We start from the raw sequence: 21,189 nt of genomic DNA on the forward strand, positions 1-21,189 counted from the left end.
TATTCTGAAGTACAAAATTTCTTAAATAAGACATGAATTAATACAGCTAGTTGATTATGATAATTAGGATATAGTTTAAGAGTTAATTTCTCCTATTTTATCGTTTATTATAATCATCTCTATTTATATTTCAAACTATTTTTATAAAAGAATTAATTGTTAAGTTAAGCAATAACATAAAAATAAATGAAACTCAACTAATTGTATATGGATTTATGTCTGTTTATTGAGAAGATAATGATTACTTGAAATATAATAATTTCGCTTATTAGTAGAAAAAAATTCAATTATATTGTGATTGATATATCAATATACTTTGTTATAATTAAGTTAACAGTACTGTAATAATTTACAAGGAGAAGGGCATGGAATTTAAGATTGGAGAAGTTATAAGAAATTTAAGAAAAGAAAAAAAATTAACTCAAGAAAAGTTGGCTGAATATTTAGGTGTTTCATTTCAAACAATTTCTAAATGGGAAAACGGAATAGTTTATCCTGATATAACAAATTTACCTTCTATAGCGAATTTCTTTAATATATCAATTGATAAGTTGTTTTATCAAGATAAATCAGAGAATGAAATAGTTATAGATAAAATATATGATGAATGTTGTTGGAGTAATAAAGAAAGTGCAGAATTAATTTTAAGAGAAACACTCCAAAAGTATCCAGGGAATTTTAAATTAATGCAGGCATTATTAAGTGTATTATATAAAAGAGGAAATGTTAACAATTCAGATGAAATTATTAATTTAGGAAATAGGATTCTAGATGACTGTACAGATGATAAATTAAGATGGTTTACAATGCAAGATATGATATTTCTATATAAGAAACTAGATAGGAAGGATAAGGCAATTGAATTAATAGATAAATTTCCATCCATGACTAATGAAGACTTATTATTTCATGTGTGTTCTAATAATAAAAAGGATTTTTACGCTGAAGCATTGAAAGAAAGAACTGTTTTACGATTAAATTCTATATATTCTTATTATTATAAGAAATATAAGGATACCAATTATGAAGAATCATTTATACATATAGACTCATTTTTGAATATGTATAAATTGCTGTATCCTAATCAAACTGTTCATTTAGATTTAGTTATCGTTTTTTTATTACGAAAGGCTGAATTAAAGATAAAAATAGCAGATTATTCAGGATCAGTTAAATGTATTATGTCAGCTTATAATTTAGTAAATAAAGCAAAATTAGAAACCATAGAAAAAGAACGATTAGAAAATATTATTAAATCAAATTTGATTAAATCTAATTTTGATGAAGTTAAAAGTAATAAAGAAATTTTGCTAATGCTCAATAAAATACGTTTTAAATAGTGATAGAATACTTGCTGAAGATGATGGTCTAAACATCTTGAGAAATCAAATGGTTTTCTTTTTATTAGGGAGTTATAGTATTTTAATTTAAAATATTTTTTGATTAATAAAAATTTAGGGAGGAAATTATGAATATTGAGTATGTACTTTTGAAACAAAATGATGATTTTACAAGTCTTTTACAATTGCATAAAACAAGCGAAATATTAAAGTTTATCCATATTGATTTGGATAATTATTTTAATTATGTGACTACTACTGATAATGTATATTATTATAAAGTGATTGAAAATAATGAAATAATTAGTGGATTTCATTGTCAAATAATTAATAGCATTTTACATTTATCTATCTTTGTTAATCCAAAGTATCATCATAAAGGATATGGAACAATTATTTTATATGATCTAATCAAAAACAAATTTAACTTTAATGTAACTGAAATAAGAGCAAGTATTGAAATTAACAATTTAAAATCAATAGGCTTATTTGAAAAAGTCGGATTTATAAAAAGTACAATTGATGATGAATTAATCGAATACTCATATATTTTTTAAATCTTTGTCTGTTTTAAACATCACCTTTAATGAATTATATTTTAAACAAAGTAGGTAAGTAGACTTCCTCAAAAGAGAAATATATGGGAATCGTACTTACCTATTTTATTTTTTCTTTGGAGTGTACCTGACTAATTCAGGTAGTTTACCTAACTAGATTCAATTGTTTTTAGTTATAATTTAGAAGAACAAGATTATATACAATTTGAAAAAACAATAAGTTCAAATATAAGTTAGTAATGATAGTAATCTAACTCCTACGATGTTAAGGAACATTAATTGGATTTAGTTATCATAATAATGATTACTTCTACACAAGAGAAAAAATTGGTGATATAATTGATTTGACTGAAAAACTGATTTGTCAATTTGATTTCATCAATTAAATTCCATACAATCTTACTAATTCATTAAAGTTTGGTTTTATTTAAAGTTCTTCAATATGTCCAACATTCTTAGTACATTTATTTCAGTCATTCTTTTCACTCTCTTTTCTCTAGACTGAAAAAAGAATATCAAAAAAGGTAATCTAATTAACTATGTTTTACCAAAAATGGTAGTTTTCTCACAATCAGAATTGGTTATCTTTATAATATCATCAATAAACAGAAGTTCTAAATACTTAAGGAGGAAAAAATATGGGTAGGTATAGATATTTGTTACAAACAGCTATATTAGTATTACTTCTTATGGTTTATCAATTAATTTTTGGTGTAGTACCTAATGTAGTAATTCTTATAATACTGGCTATTATAGTGTATACAAGTGATGTTGTATATAAAATTTATAAATTATATAAGAAATAATCCTGTATTTTTTATTTATTGTTCAAAATTTGCTTAGGCACCTTTTATTTAATATTTGAGAGGATTATTTTTATTAATAAGTCGTGTAAAAAAGTGGTAATAAACCAGTGAAAGTTTGAACGAAATCAGAAGGTAGACAGTTAGTTAAATATGTTTGTACATCACTAAAATCAATAGTAGAGTATTAATATAAATTTTAGAATAAATGGAGATAATCTAAGGAGAAATATTAATTGGTTATCAAATTTGATATTAACAATGAAGTTTATTATTTAAGTGAAAGGGGAGTAATTAAATATGATCCATAATGTTACTGAAGAAACTGACAGTTTGTTACAAGAAAATAATAAGAAACAATAAAAAAAGAGAAAGAGAAATTAATTACTAGTATTATTTGGGCAATACAGTTTCTTAATACATTAATTATTCCTGTAATTGCCACCTTAATTGTTTATTTGTATTATAAAAATAAATCAAATTATATCGCTGATGTTACTAAACAAGCTTTGAACTCTTCATTATCAATAATTTTATATTTTGCTATTGGTTTGGCAGTTGCTAGAGGAGGAATGTATATAGAATTTGAAATAGATTTAATTTTTTTCATTTTTTTACGTTCTATTCAATTTAAGTGTTGATGATTATGCAAAAATCCCATATCGATATTCATAATAAGCATCTTTTAAAGATATTGGATAATCAAAATTTAACGTATCCTTATTAGATAAATGATGATTGTATTTTAATAAGTTATACATTATATTTGCATGATCTTTTCGATTAGTTCTATAATGTAATTGTTTTTTATATAGGTAAAATGATAAGTAATCTTGTAAATGTCTTATAGATACACCATGACTATTTTTTATAATCTTAGTAATCCCGGTAGCCAATTGATTAATATCACCTAAACTATTACCTAGATTAGTAGTATAACGTTTTTTATTAGCTATCACAGGAACTTTATCATTCTTAACACCTAAATTATTCGCAAATTGTTGAATACATGGTTTACTGTCAGAAATAATTAAAGTTGTATCCATAAATTTATCGGTATATTTAGTGTATTTTTCCATTGATTCCGATCCAACTCCAGCTATCTCAAGCAACATATTATCATTTTCATCGATTGCAGCGACAATACATACTTTGTGATGAGATATACCTGAATATGCAGATGTATTACCTCTCTTTTTACTATGTCTAGGCATATTTGATGGTTTGGTTCCTTTAAGATTTATCTTTGTATAAATACAATCTAATTCAACTTTACTAGATAAAGTTTCTTTCATCTTTAAGTTTCTGATTGCTTTATAAAGCTTATGTCGCATATAAAAACAAGTTGTGACACTTAAATTATTATAATAAGCAGTTTCTTTTAAAGATAATCCTGATATTTCACAATCAATAAATTTTAACCATATATCTTCAGTACATCTACTTCTATAAAGAAGAGTGTTAGATGTATCACAAAATGATTTATTACACTCGCGACAAATGTATCTTTGAATTCCTTTGTTTGTTTTTCCATTTTTAACAAACTCAACTGAACCACAATGTGGACAATTCAAACAAATATCGCTTTTAGATTCTATAGGGTTATTGAAAGACATAATGAAACTAAAAACATCTTCATAATTCTTTATAGATAGTTTATTTAATTCATTAATTAAATCTATTTTATTTATCATTCTAATTACCTCACTTTATAATTTCATTATAAAGTGACTTATTACATCATAGATGTAACAATAAAAAAATATCAACACTTAAATTGAATTTAGCGTTTTTTTATTACTTATACTATTTATTATGACTACTGCAGGTATACTCTATTGGGTACATCCGATATTGGGACTAATAAATACTTTAAAACAAAAAGTTTATAAACCACATTATATTATTCATTTTATAAAATAATTCTTAATAAAATTTTGATTTTACAATGAATTAGGTAGATTTGATATTAATTTGATTATTTAATTTAATCATTATTATTAGGATTGTTATTAGAAATTATCGAAGAAATTGAATTTATGGTATAATTATGGTATAATAATCATATAATAAAATGAAAGGGGGATTTTATGCCACAAATAATACCAATTAGAGAATTAAAAAATACTGCTTCTATATCTAAATTGGTTAATGAAAGCAAAGAACCTATTTTTGTAACTAAAAATGGCTATGGAAGTATGGTTATGATGAGCATGGAAGTATATGAAAAGGAAATAGTCAAAGCTAACGCTGCTAATTTAATTAATAATTCGCTAGAAGAAGTTAAAAATGGCGCTGAAGTTATCGATGGTGCTATGTTTTTAAATGAAATGGCCACTAAATATGGTAAGTAGTTTTGTTTTATATCCTGCTGCACCAAGAGATTTTGAATCAATATTTGAATATATTAGTATAACACTAGTAATAAAACAGCAGCATTACAATTCATCGAAATTTTTAAAGGTAAAATCAAGAATATTATGCTTTTTCCAGAAGCTAATCCAAAAATATCAAATGAAAAAATTGTTAATCCAGAAGTTAGAAAATGTTTAATGAGTAATTATATAATTTTCTATCTAATTAATTTTGAGTTAGATAGAATTGAAGTAGTAAGGGTTCTATATAATAAACAGAATTACGAAAAGATATTTTAAAGATATACTGAAAATAATGGAATTGAACAATTGATACTATCTAGAAAATTGCTTAATAAATGATTTAATTGTACAGGGAGGACAATACCTATAGAGTATACACAGAATTTAAAAAGTGTGTACTTTATAGGTATTTTTCGTTATAATGAGAGAAGTTTAGGTTTTAGGAGAAAGTAAAATGAAGTATAAAAAGCGAATGAAAAAAATATCTATTTTTATTATTGCTATTATGGGGTTAATTGTTTTTTGTATCTGGCAAAATAATGATATAGTCATTACTGATTATGAATATAAGAATACTAAGATTCCACCTGAATTTAATAATTATAAGATATTACATATATCAGATTTACATAATAAGGAATTTGGTAAAGATCAATCAAGATTAATAAAATATACAAAAGAAATTTCTCCAGATATTATCGTTATTACAGGAGATTTAATTGACTGTAGTCATTCAAATATTGAGGTTTCCTTAGATTATATTAGAGAGGCGGTAAAAATTTCACCTATTTATTTTGTCTCTGGTAATCATGAAAAATCGTCAGGAGTTTATGAATCCTTATCTGAAAAATTAGAGTCTTACGGTGTAATTATTTTAGATAATAAGAATCTAACACTTCAACAGAATGATAGTAGTATAAATCTTATCGGATTATCAGATATTACGTTTATGGATTCTAATGAAACATTGGTTTCTGAAAGTTTACATGAGTTAGTTGATAATCATTCTTTTAATCTATTACTCTCACATAGACCGGAGTTTATGGATGTGTATACTGATAATCAAGTTGATTTAGCATTAGTTGGTCATGCCCATGGTGGACAGGTTAGGTTACCTTTTGTGGGTGGACTAATTGCGCCAAATCAAGGGTTGTTTCCAGCCTATACAAGCGGGATTCATTATAATGAAAATACATCAATGATTATAAGTAGAGGGCTTGGAAATAGTATTTTACCCTTAAGAATATTCAATAGACCAGAATTAGTTGTAATTACATTAAAAAATAGTTAATGATATTTTTTTAGATTATTTAGAATGCAAATTAATTATCATAATTAAAAGCTTATGTTATAATTAGGTATCTTGACATAGAAAAGAGGGAATATATGCGATTTGTATCATGGAATGTTAATGGATTAAGAGCTTGTATGAAAAAAGGTTTTAAAGATTTTTTTGATCAAATGGATGCTGATATATTTGCGATTCAAGAAACTAAAATGCAAGAAGATCAAAAAGAATTTGATTTTAAAGGCTATTATGAATACTGGAATAGTGCTGATAAAAAAGGTTATTCTGGTACGTTAATTTATACAAAAGAAAAACCTATTAATGTAATGTACGGAATTGATAGTAAATATAATGATGAAGGTAGAATCATAACCCTTGAGTTTGCAGATTTTTACTTTGTTACTGTTTATGTTCCTAATTCACAAAGAGAATTAATGAGACTAGATTATAGAATGGAATTTGAAGATGACTTTAGGGAATATTTAAAGAAATTAGATTCAGTTAAACCAGTTATTATGTGTGGTGACTTAAATGTAGCCCATCAAGAAATTGATTTAAAAAATCCGAAAACAAATAAAAAGAATGCTGGGTTTACAATTGAAGAACGAACTAAATTTAGTAATTTACTAGAATCTGGCTTTACTGATACTTTTAGATTTCTATATCCTGAGGAAATAAAATATACTTGGTGGAGTTATATGTTTAAAGCCCGTGAAAAAAATGCAGGATGGCGGATTGATTACTTTATTATCTCAAACAGATTAGAAAAACGATTAAATAATAGTTTGATTTTTACCGATGTAATTGGTAGTGATCATTGTCCTATTGCACTTGATTTTGAGTAAAATGTTGGAAAAATGGTAAAAAAAATAAATTGTTATAAAAATTCTTAAAAAGTTAGATATTAAATCTAGCTTTTTTTGTGTTATTGTTGAACAATTGTAGAAATATTCTTGTTAATGTAAGCGCTTATATGATACAATAGTTTTTAAAGAGGTGAGGAGATTGAGAATAGAAGAGCATCCAATTCTAAATTTTGAAAAAGAAAGAAAAGTTATTCACTTCACGTTCAATAACCTACCTGTTGAAGGTTATGAAGGAGATACGATTGCATCCGCACTACACGCTTTAGGAATCAAAAAATTTAGTGAAAGTATGAATTTGAAAAGACCTAGAGGATTTTATTGCGCTATTGGAAATTGTTCATCATGCAATATGATTGTGGATGGGGTGCCAAATGTTCGAACGTGCGTTACATTATTAAAAGAAGGTATGGACGTAAAAGTACAGTCCAATAAAGGTGAACTTTATGTTAAATAAAGATTTAGTGATTATTGGAGGGGGACCTGCTGGCTTATGCGCTGCGAAAATGGCGGCTGAAGCAGGACAAAGTTGTTTATTAATTGACCGTAATCGATTATTAGGTGGTCAATTAATAAAGCAGACACACATGTTTTTCGGTTCTGAAAAACAATTTGCGAAAACTAGAGGGATTGATATTGCGTCAAAACTTGTGGATGATGTGAAAAAACATAGTGACCTTATAGAAATATGGGAGGATGCTACCGTTGTTGGTCTTTACAATGATAAGGTCGTTACAGTATTAAAAAATGAACAATATGTTAAAATCCAGACAAAGGCAATTATCGCTGCAACAGGTGCAAGCGAAAAAGTGTTGGCCTTTGAAAATAGTGATTTACCAGGAATTTATGGCGCTGGTGCTGTTCAAACTTTGATGAATGTCTATGGTGTTAAACCAGGAAATCAAATTGTCATGGTTGGTAGTGGAAATATTGGATTAATTGTTAGTTATCAATTAATGCAAGCTGGTGTGAAAGTTAAATCTATTATTGAAGCTAGTCCAAAAATTGGTGGTTATAAAGTGCATGCTTCTAAACTTCGGCGCCTCGGGGTAGACATCGAGACTTCTTGTACGATAAAAAAAGCCATAGGTACCGAAGCAGTAGAAAAAATAGTTACCATTAAACTTGATGAGAATTGGAATATGATTGAGGGGACAGAAAAGGAATATGAGGTAGATGCAGTGTGCATCGCTGTAGGATTAACACCTTTAACTAATCTTCTTTCAATGATGGGTTGTAATATGAAATATGTGAGTGAGTTAGGGGGATTAGTTCCTATAACTAATCATTCTCATGAAACAAGTATTGAGAATGTTTTTGTTTGTGGGGATGCTTCTGGGATAGAAGAAGCAAGTAGTGCTATTGTTGAGGGATACATGACAGGGCTAATTGCTTGTAAAAAGTTAGGAAAAACACACACACGTTATGGGGAACTTATGGAAGAGTATAATCAACAAATAAATAATCTTCGCAATGGTCCATTTGGAGAAAAGATTCTTCTTGGACTAAAAAAGTTAGGAGGGTGAGTGATGTTAGTAAAAGATGGTGTCGCTACCAAAGAACAAGTTTACACTCGTTATCCAGCTCATGAACTCTTAATTAAACCAAAAGCAATCATTGAATGTTATGAAAGTATTCCATGTAATCCTTGTAGTACAAGTTGTCCATTTGGCGCTATAACAATCGGAGATGATATCAATAATTTGCCTAAGGTTGACTTTGATAAATGTACCGGATGTGGTGTCTGTGTTTATAGTTGCCCAGGTTTAGCGATTATGGTATGTGAGATTTTTGAAAACAAAGCCAGATTTAAAATACCTTATGAGTTTTTACCATATCCAAAAGAAAATGAAGTATGGCATGCTGTAAATCGTAAGGGTGAAGTGATTGGTGATGCTTTGATTGAAAAAGTTACCCTTACAAAACGTCAAGACCGTACGGTTTTGGTACAAGTTTTAGTTGATGAAATTTTATTATATGATTTTGTAACCATTAGGAGAAAATTATGAACAAAAAAGATATGATTATATGCCGGTGTGAGGATGTTACCTTACAAGATATACATGATTTAATGGATCAAGGCTACACCAGTGTTGAAGAATTAAAACGTATCTTAAGAATAGGGATGGGTCCATGTCAAGGAAATACTTGTGGTCAATTAGTACAAAGAGAGGTAAGCAAGTATTTAAATGTTAAATTAGAAGAGGTAAAAACATATAAAGTTAGACCACTAACAACGGGAGTTAAATTAAATTCAATTAAAGAGGGTGCCAATCATGAAAGCTAATTATGTGATAGTTGGTGCTGGAATTAGTGGGTGTAGTATCGCCTATAATTTAGCGGTTAAAGGTATAAAAGACATTGTTGTTTTGGATAAATCCTATCTTACTAGTGGTTCAACTGGTAGATGTGGCGCAGGAATTAGACAACAATGGGGAACAAAAATGAATTGTTTATTAGCAAAAGGGAGTATCGAGTTCTTTGAAGAAGCAAAAGAAACTTTAGGGTATGATGGTGACATTGAATTTAAACAAGAAGGGTATTTAATCATAAGCGCAAATGAAGAAGAAGATGAGCAATTTGAAAAGAATGTATTCCTTCAACAGAGTTTAGGGATTCCATCAAGAAAGATAACAAAAGATGAAGCAAAAAAAATCGTTCCACATCTTAATACTGATGTTATTGTGGGAGCTACTTTTTGTCCAACAGATGGCCATTTAAACCCATTTAAAATGACAGATGCTTATTTTCAAGCAGCACAAAGACTCGGTGTAAAATTTTATTTCAATGAAGAAGTAAAAGATATTGTTGTAAAGAATAGAAAAATTAAAAAAGTCATTTCAACAAATTTGGAGATTAAGACAAGAAATGTGATTAATGCAGCAGGCGGTTATGCAAAAGAAATTGGAGATATGGCTGGGGTAGATATTCCAGTTTATGCAGAAAATCATGAGATTTTAGTGACTGAACCAGTAGAGAAGATTCAAGGACCGATGGTTATGTCTTTTGCGAAAAACCTATATTGTCAACAAGTCCCACATGGTAGTTTTATAATGGGGCGTAGTAATCCCGATGTACTTCATAATCATTCTAATGAATCGACTTGGCAATTTTTAGATGAAATGTCTAAAACAGTCTGCGAAATATTGCCAGTGGTTGGTAATCTGCGGGTTGTAAGACAATGGGGTGGATCTTATACCATGTCTCCAGATAGACAACCTATAATTGGTGGAACAGAAGATTTGAAAGGTTTTTATCTTGCTTGTGGCTTTAGTGGTCATGGATTTATGTTTGCTCCAATGACTGGAATTCTTTTATCACAAATAATTTTAAAACAAAAAACGATGATTGATATCAGTGATTTACAACTTAATCGTTTTAAAAATAAACAAGTCTTTACTTATGAAAAATCAGTTGTATAGAAAGGAAGAATAAAATGGCAATTTATCCATATAAAACAGAACCTTTAGTAAATTTCAATCAAAAGGAAAATCAAGAAAAATATCAAGCTGGCTTAAAGAAAGTAGAAGAATATTTAGGGAAAACATATCCACTTATAATTGGTGGAAATCGTGTTGAAACCAATAAATTAGTTAATTCTTACAATCCTGCTAGTAATAAGGAATTAATTGGTTCTATCCATCAAGCAAGGATTAAAGAAGCTGAAGAAGCAATGCAAATCGCTTTAGAGACCTTTAAAACATGGAGTAAAGTAAATCCAAAAGTAAGAGCTGATGTTTTATTCAAGGCAGCAGCTATCTTGAGACGTCGTAAATTTGAATTTAGTGCGTTAATGACAAAAGAAGCAGGAAAACCATGGATTGAAGCAGATGCTGATACAGCTGAAGCAATTGATTTCTTAGAATTCTATGGAAGACAAATGCTTGAATTAGAGTCTATTGATAGTAAGATACTAAGTCGTCCTAAAATGGAACGCAATGAGTATCGTTATATTCCTTTAGGTGTAGGGGCAGTTATTACACCTTGGAATTTCCCGCTAGCTATTTTAGCAGGAATGACTACTGCAGCGGTTGTTAGTGGTAATACTGTTTTATTAAAACCAGCATCAACAACCCAAGTAATCGCCTATAAATTTGTTGAATTACTTGAAGAAGCTGGCTTACCAGCAGGTGTTGTTAACTTTATTCCTGGTAGGGGTTCAGAAATTGGTGAATATATTGTTAACCATCCAAAAACCCGCTTTATTTCATTTACTGGTTCTAAAGAAGTTGGAATCTCAATTTATGAAAAAGCAGCGAAAGTTCAAAAAGGTCAAATTTGGTTAAAACGCGTTATTGCTGAAATGGGCGGAAAAGATGCGATTGTTGTAGATAGTGGAATCGATGTTGATTTTGCTGCTGATGCGATTGTTAAATCAGCCTTTGGTTTCAGTGGTCAAAAATGTAGTGCCTGCTCACGAGCAATTGTTCATCAAGACGTGTATGATGAAGTTGTAAGTAAAGTTGTAGAAAAAACAAATGCATTAACCGTTGGAAATCCATCTCAATTTAATAATTATATGGGACCTGTTATTGATGAACCAGCATTTAATAGAATTAGTGAATATATCCAAATTGGTTCTAAAGAAGGTAAGATTGTTGCTGGTGGTAAGACTGATTCATCGATTGGCTGGTTTGTACAACCAACTGTCATTAGTGATGTTGCTCCAAAAGCACAAATCATGCAAGAAGAAATATTTGGACCAGTTGTTGCTATCTGCAAAGTAAAAGATTTTGATGAGGCTATTGAAGTTGCAAATAATACAGAATATGGATTAACTGGTGCAGTAATTTCAAATAATCGTTTCCATTTAGAAAAAGCACGAGAAGACTTCCACGTTGGTAATTTATATTTGAATCGTAAATGTACAGGTGCTATTGTTGGTTATCAACCATTCGGTGGATTCAATATGAGTGGAACCGATTCAAAAGCGGGTGGACCTGATTATTTAATTTTACATATGCAAGGTAAAACTGTAAGTGAAAGTCTGTAAAATATGTTGGTCGTGTATTACACGACCTTTTTAATAGACATAATTGTTTGTAGTGACCAGTTATGAAGCAAGGAAGGTTAAGGATGGATCCTATACTAATTGGATTATTATTGATGTTTATACTATTTATTCCTTTTACAATTAAACAACATAAAGAATCAATAAAAAGAGAAATATTAATTGCTGAAAATAAAGTAAAAGAATTTATTAGTGCTAATGGATATGAAATAACTGAGATTCAGACTAAACAAAAAGAGATTAAAGTTAAAGGGATACATCTGGGAGCTTTAATTAAAGCGTTTGTTATCGATTCTGAAGGTTTAGAACATGAAATAATATTAAATTATAATCCTTTAAAAAATAAAACAAAAGTTATTAGTGATAAACTATTATAAAATTTAATTTGATTAAATTGTACATATTTGAATTATGATTAAATCAATGATCAAAAAAAAGCCGGATACAGTAAATTCAGTATCCGGCTTTTAAATAATATATTTTTTAATAAATTCCTTTAGCGTTTTTCAGTAAATTCCTAACATGTGTAAGATATTGAGTCATGTTTTTATCATCATTCGTTGGATAAGTAAATGTGAAGTAGTTAGAGACATCTTTTGATAAACTACGGAATAGATCACAGGCTTTAAATACTGAATCCCATATATTGTCATAATTACTATCAGAATAAGTACCTTGATATAAATCCCAATATGATTTAGGAAGATATTTCTTAAAGTATTTCCCCATTTTTCCTGTTGATACCTTATAGTCATGGTTTATGCCAACCCACCAAGAAACCATTTCATCTAACATTTCTCTCACAACACATTCATACATTTTCTTAACATAAGGTAATTCTTCACGCCATATTCCCTTAGCTACATTTTGCATACACCACCAAAAATTATTACAGTTTCGCATAAATTGTGGCTCTGTAGGTTTATTTACCCAATAATCAACATCTGTAGCTTTAGGAATCTTTGGTAAGCAGTTATCCTTATCTAAAAGTGGTATCGTTAAAGAATCATTTGTATATCCCTCTAACATGGATTCCTTGGTTTCAATATGAAGGTCAATTCTATTCCCATCTTTAAAAAGCATTAAATACCCATAGGAACGATCAAAATCCATCTCCATTCCACAAATTTGATCTAATTTATCAGGTTCCTGTATCATAAGTAGTTCACCAAAAACATTAATCCATTTTTCATCTTTCAAAAAAGAGGATGTTTCTTTTACCACATATACAATATCATAATCCTGAAAAATATCTTTTGGTATATTCGGATTAGTTCTTGAACCATTCATATAGACTGCCCGAATACGTTCATCATCTTTTGCAATACCTAATATTAAATCAAACATTTCTTTTTCACTTCTCACTTTATCACCTCGTATTATTTGAATGCAGTTAAACTGACATTTTTATTCCACATAAGTATATCATGAATCATATAAGGTATAAAGGATGTATAATAAAAAAAAATGTGTATAGATATATTATATTTAAGATGTTATAATAACTAGAATGCTTTAGAGGAGTAGTATAGAATGAAGAAAACATTAAGAAAAGTAATTTATTATTGTACTGGATCAATCATCCTATCTTTTGGAATTACATTATCAATTTTATCTGAATTAGGTGCAGGTGCATTTGATGCATTAAATAGTAATTCATCGAAATTATTAAACACTTCAATGGGGAATGCGATGTATTTATCTATTTTTATTGTGTATATTATTACGATGCTCTTAAAACCAAAAAAAATCTATGTGATAGGTATGTTACTTACATCACTAATTGGAGTTGGAATCAATATTTGGGCACAAATATTACCAGATGTTGATTATAGTATGTGGGTGAGGGTACTATTTTTTTGTGGTTCACTTATCTTTTTACCACTGGGTGTAACTTTTATCATTAGATCGAAGTTGCCATTAGGACCCATGGATAACCTATTATTAATTTTAGTAGAAAAAACAAATTGGTCAGTTGCGGTAATTAAAACACTAATTGAAGGTTCTTATGCCGTAATCGCATTAATATTTGGGATTTGTGCTAATATTGGAATGGGGGCAGTTTCTATCGGAACAATCATTATCACATTAACTGTTGGCCCTGTAATTGAGTTCTTTATGAAATTCATTAAAGATATAGAAAATGTAAATATAGATGATAAAAGGGTTTAATTCATGATATTATATAGGTAATTATATTGATAAGATTTGAGGTGTATATCATGAGTATTCACAATGTCTTAACCACAAAAGAGATGAAAATATTAGATGTTGATACCTGTTATAAAAAGGGGATTTCTTCTTTAGAGTTAATGGAAGATGCAGGTGAAAAAATCTATGAATGTTTTTTAGACGAGTGTAAACTAGATAAGAAACAAGCTAATATCACGATTATTTCTGGACTGGGTAATAATGGTGGTGATAGTTTAGTTGTTGGGCGTTACTTAATCGAGAATGATTATAATGTTGATGTAGTGATTGTTGGAGATATGAAGTATTTATCTAGTGAAACAAAAACAAATTTGGAACGACTTATTTCCTTAAAAGTAAATATTTTCAATTTAAACCACCCCTCATCTATAAAACCATTTGAAGATATAATCAGTAAAACGAATGTTATTATAGAGGGGTTATTTGGTATAGGATTAAATAGGGGAATTGAAGGAATTACTTATCAAGCAATTGAGAAGATTAATGCTATTGACGCCTATGTATTTAGTATTGATATTCCTTCTGGAATTAATGGAAATAATGGGAATGTTGAAAACATTGCGGTAAAAGCTGATTTTACTGGAATTGTACAAAATTATAAGTTAGGGAATTTACTAAATGATGCCCTAGATTATCATGGAAAAAGTAAAGTATTAGATGTCGGTATTTTACAAGATAAAATTACTTCTAACAGATATTTACAAACCGATATCCCACAATTAGGTAAACGAAAACACAATACCCATAAATATCATTATGGTCATGTATTAACAATTGGTGGAGGTCTTGGGATGACTGGGGCTCCTTTAATGTGTGCTTATGCAGCACTTAGAATAGGCTCTGGTTTATCATCAGTTGCGATTCATGAAAATTATATTAACTATTTAAATAATATCTATCCTGAAATAATGATTAAACCTTATGTAAATGAAGAATCAATAGTCAATATGTTAGATAAGAAAAAAGTGATCGCGTTTGGGCCTGGGTTAGGTAGAAGTGATAATCGTTATATTAATATCTTAAATCAATTATTAGAGACTGAAATTCCACTTGTAATAGATGCTGATGGAATATATTATTTAAAAGGATTATTAGAAAAACTTAATCATCAACAAGTCATTATTACTCCTCATCTTGGAGAAATGGCTATGCTTCTTGGAAAAGAGACCTCTTATATTAAAGAAAATCCAATAGAGGCTGTAAACCTATTAACTAATAAGTATAGGTTAACTGTTGTTTTAAAAGGTCCTTGTACAATCATTGCTAATCAAGATGAAATGTTTTTCAGTCATATAGGTAATCCAGGGATGGCTACAGCAGGAAGTGGAGATGTATTAACAGGTATTATATCAAGTCTTGTTGGACAGGGAATGGATTCTTTAAATGCTTGTCGATTAGGCGTTCACATACATTCATCTGCTGGAAATTATGCGAAAGATGAATTTGGAGAATATGCGATGGTCGCAACAGATATTATTAAAAATGTTCCAAAAGTATTAAAAGAATTGGTAGATAGATAAATTTTATTAATGGAGTGAGTTTGTTATAAGAATTTATTAGGAGGGAAAAGATGAAAATATGTGGTATAGGGAGTACAAAACTTGCATATAAACTATATGCAAATAGTGATAATAAAAATACAATTGTCATTGATACATGTCTCGGTTCATGTAGTGCTGAATGGTGGCATATTGCACAAAAACTAAGTAATGACTATCGTGTACTTGTGTATGATAGAGCGGGTTATGGTAAAAGTAGTAAGTCAAAATTAAAGAGGACACCAAAAAATATTGCTTTAGAATTGAATAAATTAATTGAACATCTAAATATTAACAGTAATATTATTTTGATAGGTCATTCTCAAGGTGGTATAAATTTAATTCAGTATGCTCTAGATTATAAAGAAAAGATAAAAGCCTTAGTTTTGTTAGATCCTGCAACGCCATTTGATGATGAATTTAAATTAAAATTGAGTAAAGAAGAGTATTGTAGCAGTGGAGTTGATAAAACCTCAAGTCATAAGTTAGGTCTAGTTTTAACATCATTAGGTCTAGGGTTTTTATTTAAACCGTTGCTTAAAAAATCTCCACCTTTTTATTATCATAATTATAGTAAAGAAGCGAGTCAATATTTATTAAAGTCATTAACTAAGAGAAAAACTTATCAAACAGCGTTAAAAGAATATTTCTTCACACATCATGATAATTCAACTGAAGAAATCGTAGAAGCAATCAAGTCTAGTTCTTTAGAGAGTATTCATGTTAAATTAATAACCCATTCAAGTAGTTTTTATATTAAAGAATTAAATCAATTTGCCTATTTAGATGAAATAACAGCTACAAAAGTAGAAAATGTATGGCAAGAGATTATGAAAAGGTATATAGGTTTATCAAAAAATTGTGAATATATTGAAGCATCGAATAGTGGTCATTTTATTCATTTAACTGATTTAGATTTAGTAATAAAAACGATTAAAAGCATTGAATCTTGAAAGAAATGTTTATGATATTAAATATATTAAGGAAATACTAAGGTAAAGTTTAAATAAGGGATAAAAAAAATCTATTTAATACACATTATTTAATAATGTCTATTAAATAGATTTTATTGTTTTAATGGCGGGACGTAAGGGACTCGAACCCCTAACCGACGGCTTAGAAGGCCGTTGCGCTATCCAGTTGTGCTAACGCCCCGTATTGACAAAAATTATTGTACTATAAATTACGACTAAAAGCAATATCTTTTTTATATTTTTTTCATACTTCTTTAGGTTTATGCAAATTTTTTAAAATTAATAATGATATATTTGGATAAATTAATTAAAAAAGAAAAAATAAATTTTTATATTTTTCTATTTAGTTTTAATATTCTTTTTATTTAGGTCCTTTTTTAACTTTTTTTGTCTAATACCTCATGAAAATAATAAAATTGAATAATAATAATGATGGTAAAATCTGTAAATGAGGAGTATTTCTTTATGGAAAGACTGATACTTTTTCCAAAAAATGAATTCAAATATTATAATGAAGGGAAAAAATGTTTTAAAAATCATCATTATGAAAAAGCGATATTTTTATTTGAAAAAGCAATGAAATTGAAATATCTTAAAAAAGATTGCATAAAATACGTGATTGATTGTCATATTGAGTTACATCAATTCGAAGAGGTATATAAGATGATTGAAAATGAATTTATTGATAAAAATGTAGAAGAAACTTATTTAATTAAAAAATATTTATACACAATGGTTTTAGAAGAACAATATATTGAGGTAAATGAGTTGATTAAAATTTATAAGGAAAATAAAGATTTTTCAGTTGATTTTAAATCTTATTTAGATGAATTACAGATATTAGTAGAAGAAAAACTAAGTCATCAAAATGGGTTTATGATGAAATTCTTTAAAAGCGATGATTTTGAAGATCACATACAAATTATTTTAAATTTAGAAAAATTAAATGTTTCTAAATATGAAATTGAAATTAATCAATTTTTAAATAATCCACAAATTGATTCGTTTGTGAAGTTTATTTTTTTAAAATATCTAATAACTAATAATATAAAAGATGAATTGAATTATACGAACCATTATGGAAAACAGTTTTTAATCACAAAAGAAAACTTTATTGATGTTTTAAATGATAATAGATATATTGAACCAATTGATATTGTTTTAAAGAATGAAAAAATAAATCAACTATTTGAAAAAGCATATATTAGAAATATTTGGTTAGACTTTTGTATTAAATATTATCCTCAATTAATAGATGATTTAAACCTAGCGAGTGCTGTTTTGCATACGTTGTTGCTTAAAACAATTAGCCTATCTTTTAATACGGAAGATATAAGTAAATTATATCAAATTGAACTAAAGCGATTATTTTATTATTTTTAGTATGAAATATTTTACAAAATCAAGTTTTATGTTATAATAATACATTGTATGAATATAAATTTGGAGGTTAACAAATGACTGTAAAAGTTGAAAAAATTGAAGAAAATAAAGTGAAACTGACCGTAACAGTTGAAGCAGAAGCATTTAATGAGGCATTAGATGTAGCTTTTAAAAAAGTTGTGAAAGAAGTTAGTGTTCCTGGTTTTCGAAAAGGAAAAATACCAAGAAACCTATTTGAAAAAAAATTCGGTGTTGAATCTTTATATGAAGAAGCAATTAACCATATAATCCCTAAGGTATATCCTGATGCTGTTTTAGAATCTAAAATAGAACCAGTTGCTCAACCAAATATCGATGTTGATTTTGAAACTATTGGAAAAGATCAACCATTTACTTTTTATGCAACTGTAACGGTTAAACCTGAAGTTAAATTAGGGGATTACAAAGGTATTGAAGTAAAAGAACTTTCTACTGAAGTTACAGATGAAGATGTTGATGCTGAAATTAAAAAATTATTAGATCAACACGCAGAACTTGTTGTAAAAGAAAGTGAAGCAGAAAATCTTGATACTGTTGTGATTGATTATGAAGGAATTAAAGATGGTGTTGCTTTCGAAGGTGGAACTGCTCAAAATCATTCACTTAAATTAGGATCAAATAGTTTTATCCCTGGTTTTGAAGAACAATTAATCGGTATTAAAGCGGGTGAAAGTAAAACGATTAATGTTACTTTCCCTGAGGAATATCATTCAGAAGATTTAAAAGGTCAAGAAGTACAATTTAATGTAACTTGTCATGAAGTAAAAACACTTGAAGTACCTGCTTTCGATGAAGATTTTGTTAAAGAATTAAATCGTGAAAATATTAATACTGTTGATGAATTAAAAGAAGATGTAAAAAATACCTTAACGAATAAAAAGGAAACAGAAGCGAAAAATCATATCGTTGATACTGTTGTAGATACAGCCGCAAATAATGCTGAAATTAATGTTCCTGATGAAATGATTAAAGCTGAAACAGATAGAATGATGCATGATGCTACAAAACGATTAGAACAACAAGGTATCAATTTAGATTTATATTTACAATATACAGGTGGTACAAAAGAAGGTTTACAAGAACAATTTAAGGGTGAAGCAACAAAACAAATCCGTTATAATTTAACGCTTGAAAAAATTGCAGAAGTTGAAAACATTGAAGTAACTGCAGAAGAATTAGATGAAGAATTTGAAAAAATGGCAAAAGCTTATAATATGCCAATTGATCAAATTAAAGCAGCTTTCCCTGATACAACAGATTTAGAAGATAATATTAAAATTCGTAAAGCCGTTGACTTTTTAGTAGAAAATACTTCAAGAATATAGTAGTAAGGTACCTAATGTCTCTTTTAAAGAAGGCATTGGTACCTTTATTTAACCTAATGAGCTACCATTGGTACCTTTATTTAACCTAAGAAGCTACTATCTTTATCAGAGTAACAGAGTATTTACATAGAGAGGTGTTATAATGAGTAAAATGAATGAAGAAATAATGTGTTCATTTTGTGGACGTTCAACTCATGAAGTGAATCGTATCATTTATGGTGAAGATGTTTATATATGTGACCAATGTGTTTATATGTGCGCAGATATGTTGAAGAAAGAAAAAATAGAAGACATATATGGAATTAGTGAAGAAGTTATTGATAAAGAAAAGATATTAAAACCAAAACAAATTTATGATATTTTAAATGATTATGTCATTGGTCAAGATAAGGTGAAGAAAGTTTTAGCTGTTGCTGTATATAATCACTATAAAAGATTACTAGAAAATGAAGATGATGATACCGATGTAGAAATTGAAAAAAGCAATGTTATTCTGATTGGTAAAACAGGAAGTGGAAAAACACTTCTAGCGCAAACATTAGCGAGAATTTTAGATGTTCCCTTCGCAATCAGCGATGCAACGAGTTTAACAGAAGCAGGTTATGTTGGAGAAGACGTAGAAAATATTTTATTGCGATTAATACAAGCAGCTGATTATGATATTGATAAAGCTGAAAAGGGAATTATTTTTATTGATGAGTTAGATAAAATCGCTAGAAAATCGGAAAATCCATCGATTACTCGAGATGTAAGTGGTGAAGGTGTGCAACAAGCACTACTTAAAATTTTAGAAGGAACAATCGCAAATGTTCCACCACAAGGCGGAAGAAAACATCCAAATCAGGAGTTTATTCAGTTTGATACTAAAAATGTTTTATTTATTTGTGGTGGTGCTTTTGATGGTATTGAAGATATTGTTAAGAGACGTTTAGGAAAGAAAGTCATTGGTTTTAATTCTAATCAAATAAAAAATATTGCTGATGAGAATGAAATATATCAAAAAATAGAACATGAAGATTTACATAAATTTGGACTTATTCCAGAGGTTGTTGGTCGTTTACCAGTTTTAGGTGTTTTAAATCCATTAAGTGAAGAAGATTTAATACGAATATTAAGAGAACCTAAAAATGCGATTATTAAACAATATGAAAAGTTATTTAATTATGAAAATGTTAAATTAGTTTTTGAAGAAGAAGCTTTACAAATTATCGCAAAAGAAGCAATTAAACGTAAAACAGGTGCACGTGGCTTAAGAAGTATTATTGAAAATATCATGAATGCGATTATGTTTGAATTACCTTCAAAAGAAAATATAAAAACATGTATTATTACCAAAGAAGTCATCCAAAATAATGAAGAGCCTAAATACGTTTATAATGAAACAATCTCTGAAGTTAAAAAAGTTAAAAAAACAAGCTAGATAGGTATATATCTTGCAAAAAGACAGAAATTAGAGTATAAAATAGTTATAAACCCAAA

At 28.4% G+C, this 21,189-nt stretch carries 23 protein-coding genes and 1 tRNA gene; 21 read left to right on the forward strand and 3 right to left on the reverse strand.

The window, feature by feature from the left end:
* Positions 1–365 precede the first annotated feature (365 nt).
* The 4 genes from KHQ81_04650 (at position 366) to KHQ81_04665 (ending at position 3,341) form a co-directional block, all read left to right on the forward strand.
* Complete coding sequence (locus KHQ81_04650; GenBank protein ID QVK19003.1) at positions 366–1,340, forward strand: helix-turn-helix transcriptional regulator; 975 nt, start codon at positions 366–368, stop codon at positions 1,338–1,340.
* Positions 1,341–1,468: 128 nt separating this feature from the next.
* On the forward strand, positions 1,469–1,897 hold the full coding sequence (locus tag KHQ81_04655; protein ID QVK19004.1) for a GNAT family N-acetyltransferase: 429 nt from the start codon (positions 1,469–1,471) through the stop codon (positions 1,895–1,897).
* Between the two features lie 638 nt (positions 1,898–2,535).
* Positions 2,536–2,703, forward strand: a complete 168-nt coding sequence (locus KHQ81_04660; GenBank protein ID QVK19005.1) for a hypothetical protein — start codon at positions 2,536–2,538, stop codon at positions 2,701–2,703.
* Positions 2,704–3,059: 356 nt separating this feature from the next.
* Positions 3,060–3,341: a DUF4870 domain-containing protein gene (locus KHQ81_04665; GenBank protein QVK19550.1), complete on the forward strand. Its 282-nt coding sequence runs from the start codon at positions 3,060–3,062 to the stop codon at positions 3,339–3,341.
* Positions 3,342–3,344: 3 nt separating this feature from the next.
* On the opposite strand, the gene KHQ81_04670 is transcribed toward KHQ81_04665, so the two are convergent.
* Positions 3,345–4,394 carry an IS1595 family transposase gene (locus KHQ81_04670; protein QVK19006.1) on the reverse strand — a complete coding sequence of 350 codons (1,050 nt, stop codon included), beginning with the start codon at positions 4,392–4,394 and terminating at the stop codon, positions 3,345–3,347.
* A gap of 396 nt (positions 4,395–4,790) precedes the next feature.
* Here KHQ81_04670 and KHQ81_04675 point away from each other — a divergent pair, with 396 nt between their 5' ends.
* From KHQ81_04675 to KHQ81_04725, 11 genes are all read left to right on the forward strand, one after another.
* Entirely contained in the window at positions 4,791–5,054 is a 264-nt protein-coding gene (locus KHQ81_04675) for a type II toxin-antitoxin system Phd/YefM family antitoxin (GenBank protein ID QVK19007.1), read from the forward strand.
* Between the two features lie 93 nt (positions 5,055–5,147).
* Entirely contained in the window at positions 5,148–5,354 is a 207-nt protein-coding gene (locus tag KHQ81_04680) for a type II toxin-antitoxin system RelE/ParE family toxin (GenBank protein ID QVK19551.1), read from the forward strand.
* A gap of 178 nt (positions 5,355–5,532) precedes the next feature.
* Positions 5,533–6,369, forward strand: a complete 837-nt coding sequence (locus KHQ81_04685) for a metallophosphoesterase (GenBank protein ID QVK19008.1) — start codon at positions 5,533–5,535, stop codon at positions 6,367–6,369.
* A gap of 95 nt (positions 6,370–6,464) precedes the next feature.
* The gene (gene xth, locus KHQ81_04690) at positions 6,465–7,211 is read left to right on the forward strand and encodes an exodeoxyribonuclease III (GenBank protein ID QVK19009.1); all 747 of its coding nucleotides are present in this window, start codon (positions 6,465–6,467) and stop codon (positions 7,209–7,211) included.
* 160 nt (positions 7,212–7,371) lie between these two features.
* Positions 7,372–7,686 (forward strand): (2Fe-2S)-binding protein, encoded by a 315-nt coding sequence (locus tag KHQ81_04695; protein ID QVK19010.1) that lies wholly within the window; start codon positions 7,372–7,374, stop codon positions 7,684–7,686.
* Positions 7,676–8,755, forward strand: coding sequence for an FAD-dependent oxidoreductase (locus KHQ81_04700; GenBank protein QVK19011.1), 1,080 nt, complete (start codon positions 7,676–7,678; stop codon positions 8,753–8,755). The genes KHQ81_04695 and KHQ81_04700 overlap by 11 nt, the downstream gene beginning before the upstream one ends.
* 3 nt (positions 8,756–8,758) lie before the next feature.
* Entirely contained in the window at positions 8,759–9,238 is a 480-nt protein-coding gene (locus KHQ81_04705) for a 4Fe-4S binding protein (GenBank protein QVK19012.1), read from the forward strand.
* The gene (locus KHQ81_04710; GenBank protein ID QVK19013.1) at positions 9,235–9,516 is read left to right on the forward strand and encodes a (2Fe-2S)-binding protein; all 282 of its coding nucleotides are present in this window, start codon (positions 9,235–9,237) and stop codon (positions 9,514–9,516) included. The genes KHQ81_04705 and KHQ81_04710 overlap by 4 nt, the downstream gene beginning before the upstream one ends.
* Positions 9,506–10,651, forward strand: coding sequence for an FAD-binding oxidoreductase (locus KHQ81_04715; GenBank protein QVK19014.1), 1,146 nt, complete (start codon positions 9,506–9,508; stop codon positions 10,649–10,651). Before KHQ81_04710 ends, KHQ81_04715 begins: the two co-directional genes overlap by 11 nt.
* Positions 10,652–10,665: 14 nt before the next feature.
* Positions 10,666–12,222, forward strand: coding sequence for an L-glutamate gamma-semialdehyde dehydrogenase (gene pruA / locus KHQ81_04720; protein ID QVK19015.1), 1,557 nt, complete (start codon positions 10,666–10,668; stop codon positions 12,220–12,222).
* An 83-nt stretch (positions 12,223–12,305) separates the two neighbouring features.
* The gene (locus KHQ81_04725) at positions 12,306–12,617 is read left to right on the forward strand and encodes a hypothetical protein (GenBank protein QVK19016.1); all 312 of its coding nucleotides are present in this window, start codon (positions 12,306–12,308) and stop codon (positions 12,615–12,617) included.
* Positions 12,618–12,723: 106 nt separating this feature from the next.
* Here the strand turns inward: KHQ81_04725 and KHQ81_04730 are convergent, their stop codons facing one another.
* Entirely contained in the window at positions 12,724–13,605 is an 882-nt protein-coding gene (locus tag KHQ81_04730; GenBank protein QVK19017.1) for an aminoglycoside 6-adenylyltransferase, read from the reverse strand.
* 168 nt (positions 13,606–13,773) lie between these two features.
* On the opposite strand from KHQ81_04730, the gene KHQ81_04735 reads away from it, so the two are divergent.
* Genes KHQ81_04735 through KHQ81_04745 form a run of 3 tightly spaced genes read left to right on the forward strand, consistent with a single transcriptional unit; the run spans position 13,774 to position 16,942 of the window.
* Complete coding sequence (locus tag KHQ81_04735) at positions 13,774–14,412, forward strand: hypothetical protein (protein ID QVK19018.1); 639 nt, start codon at positions 13,774–13,776, stop codon at positions 14,410–14,412.
* A gap of 50 nt (positions 14,413–14,462) precedes the next feature.
* Positions 14,463–15,971, forward strand: coding sequence for an NAD(P)H-hydrate dehydratase (locus KHQ81_04740; GenBank protein QVK19019.1), 1,509 nt, complete (start codon positions 14,463–14,465; stop codon positions 15,969–15,971).
* Between the two features lie 50 nt (positions 15,972–16,021).
* The gene (locus tag KHQ81_04745) at positions 16,022–16,942 is read left to right on the forward strand and encodes an alpha/beta fold hydrolase (GenBank protein ID QVK19020.1); all 921 of its coding nucleotides are present in this window, start codon (positions 16,022–16,024) and stop codon (positions 16,940–16,942) included.
* A gap of 125 nt (positions 16,943–17,067) precedes the next feature.
* On the opposite strand, the gene KHQ81_04750 is transcribed toward KHQ81_04745, so the two are convergent.
* Positions 17,068–17,144 (reverse strand) — tRNA-Arg (locus KHQ81_04750).
* A gap of 284 nt (positions 17,145–17,428) precedes the next feature.
* Here KHQ81_04750 and KHQ81_04755 point away from each other — a divergent pair.
* The 3 genes from KHQ81_04755 (at position 17,429) to clpX (ending at position 21,130) form a co-directional block, all read left to right on the forward strand.
* On the forward strand, positions 17,429–18,346 hold the full coding sequence (locus tag KHQ81_04755) for a hypothetical protein (GenBank protein ID QVK19021.1): 918 nt from the start codon (positions 17,429–17,431) through the stop codon (positions 18,344–18,346).
* Positions 18,347–18,420: 74 nt separating this feature from the next.
* Positions 18,421–19,710, forward strand: coding sequence for a trigger factor (gene tig / locus KHQ81_04760; protein QVK19022.1), 1,290 nt, complete (start codon positions 18,421–18,423; stop codon positions 19,708–19,710).
* Positions 19,711–19,852: 142 nt separating this feature from the next.
* Positions 19,853–21,130 carry an ATP-dependent protease ATP-binding subunit ClpX gene (gene clpX / locus KHQ81_04765; GenBank protein QVK19023.1) on the forward strand — a complete coding sequence of 426 codons (1,278 nt, stop codon included), beginning with the start codon at positions 19,853–19,855 and terminating at the stop codon, positions 21,128–21,130.
* Positions 21,131–21,189 lie beyond the last annotated feature (59 nt).

The sequence above is a fragment of the Mycoplasmatota bacterium genome, assembly GCA_018394295.1.
Classification (GTDB): domain Bacteria; phylum Bacillota_I; class Bacilli_A; order Haloplasmatales; family Haloplasmataceae; genus JAENYC01.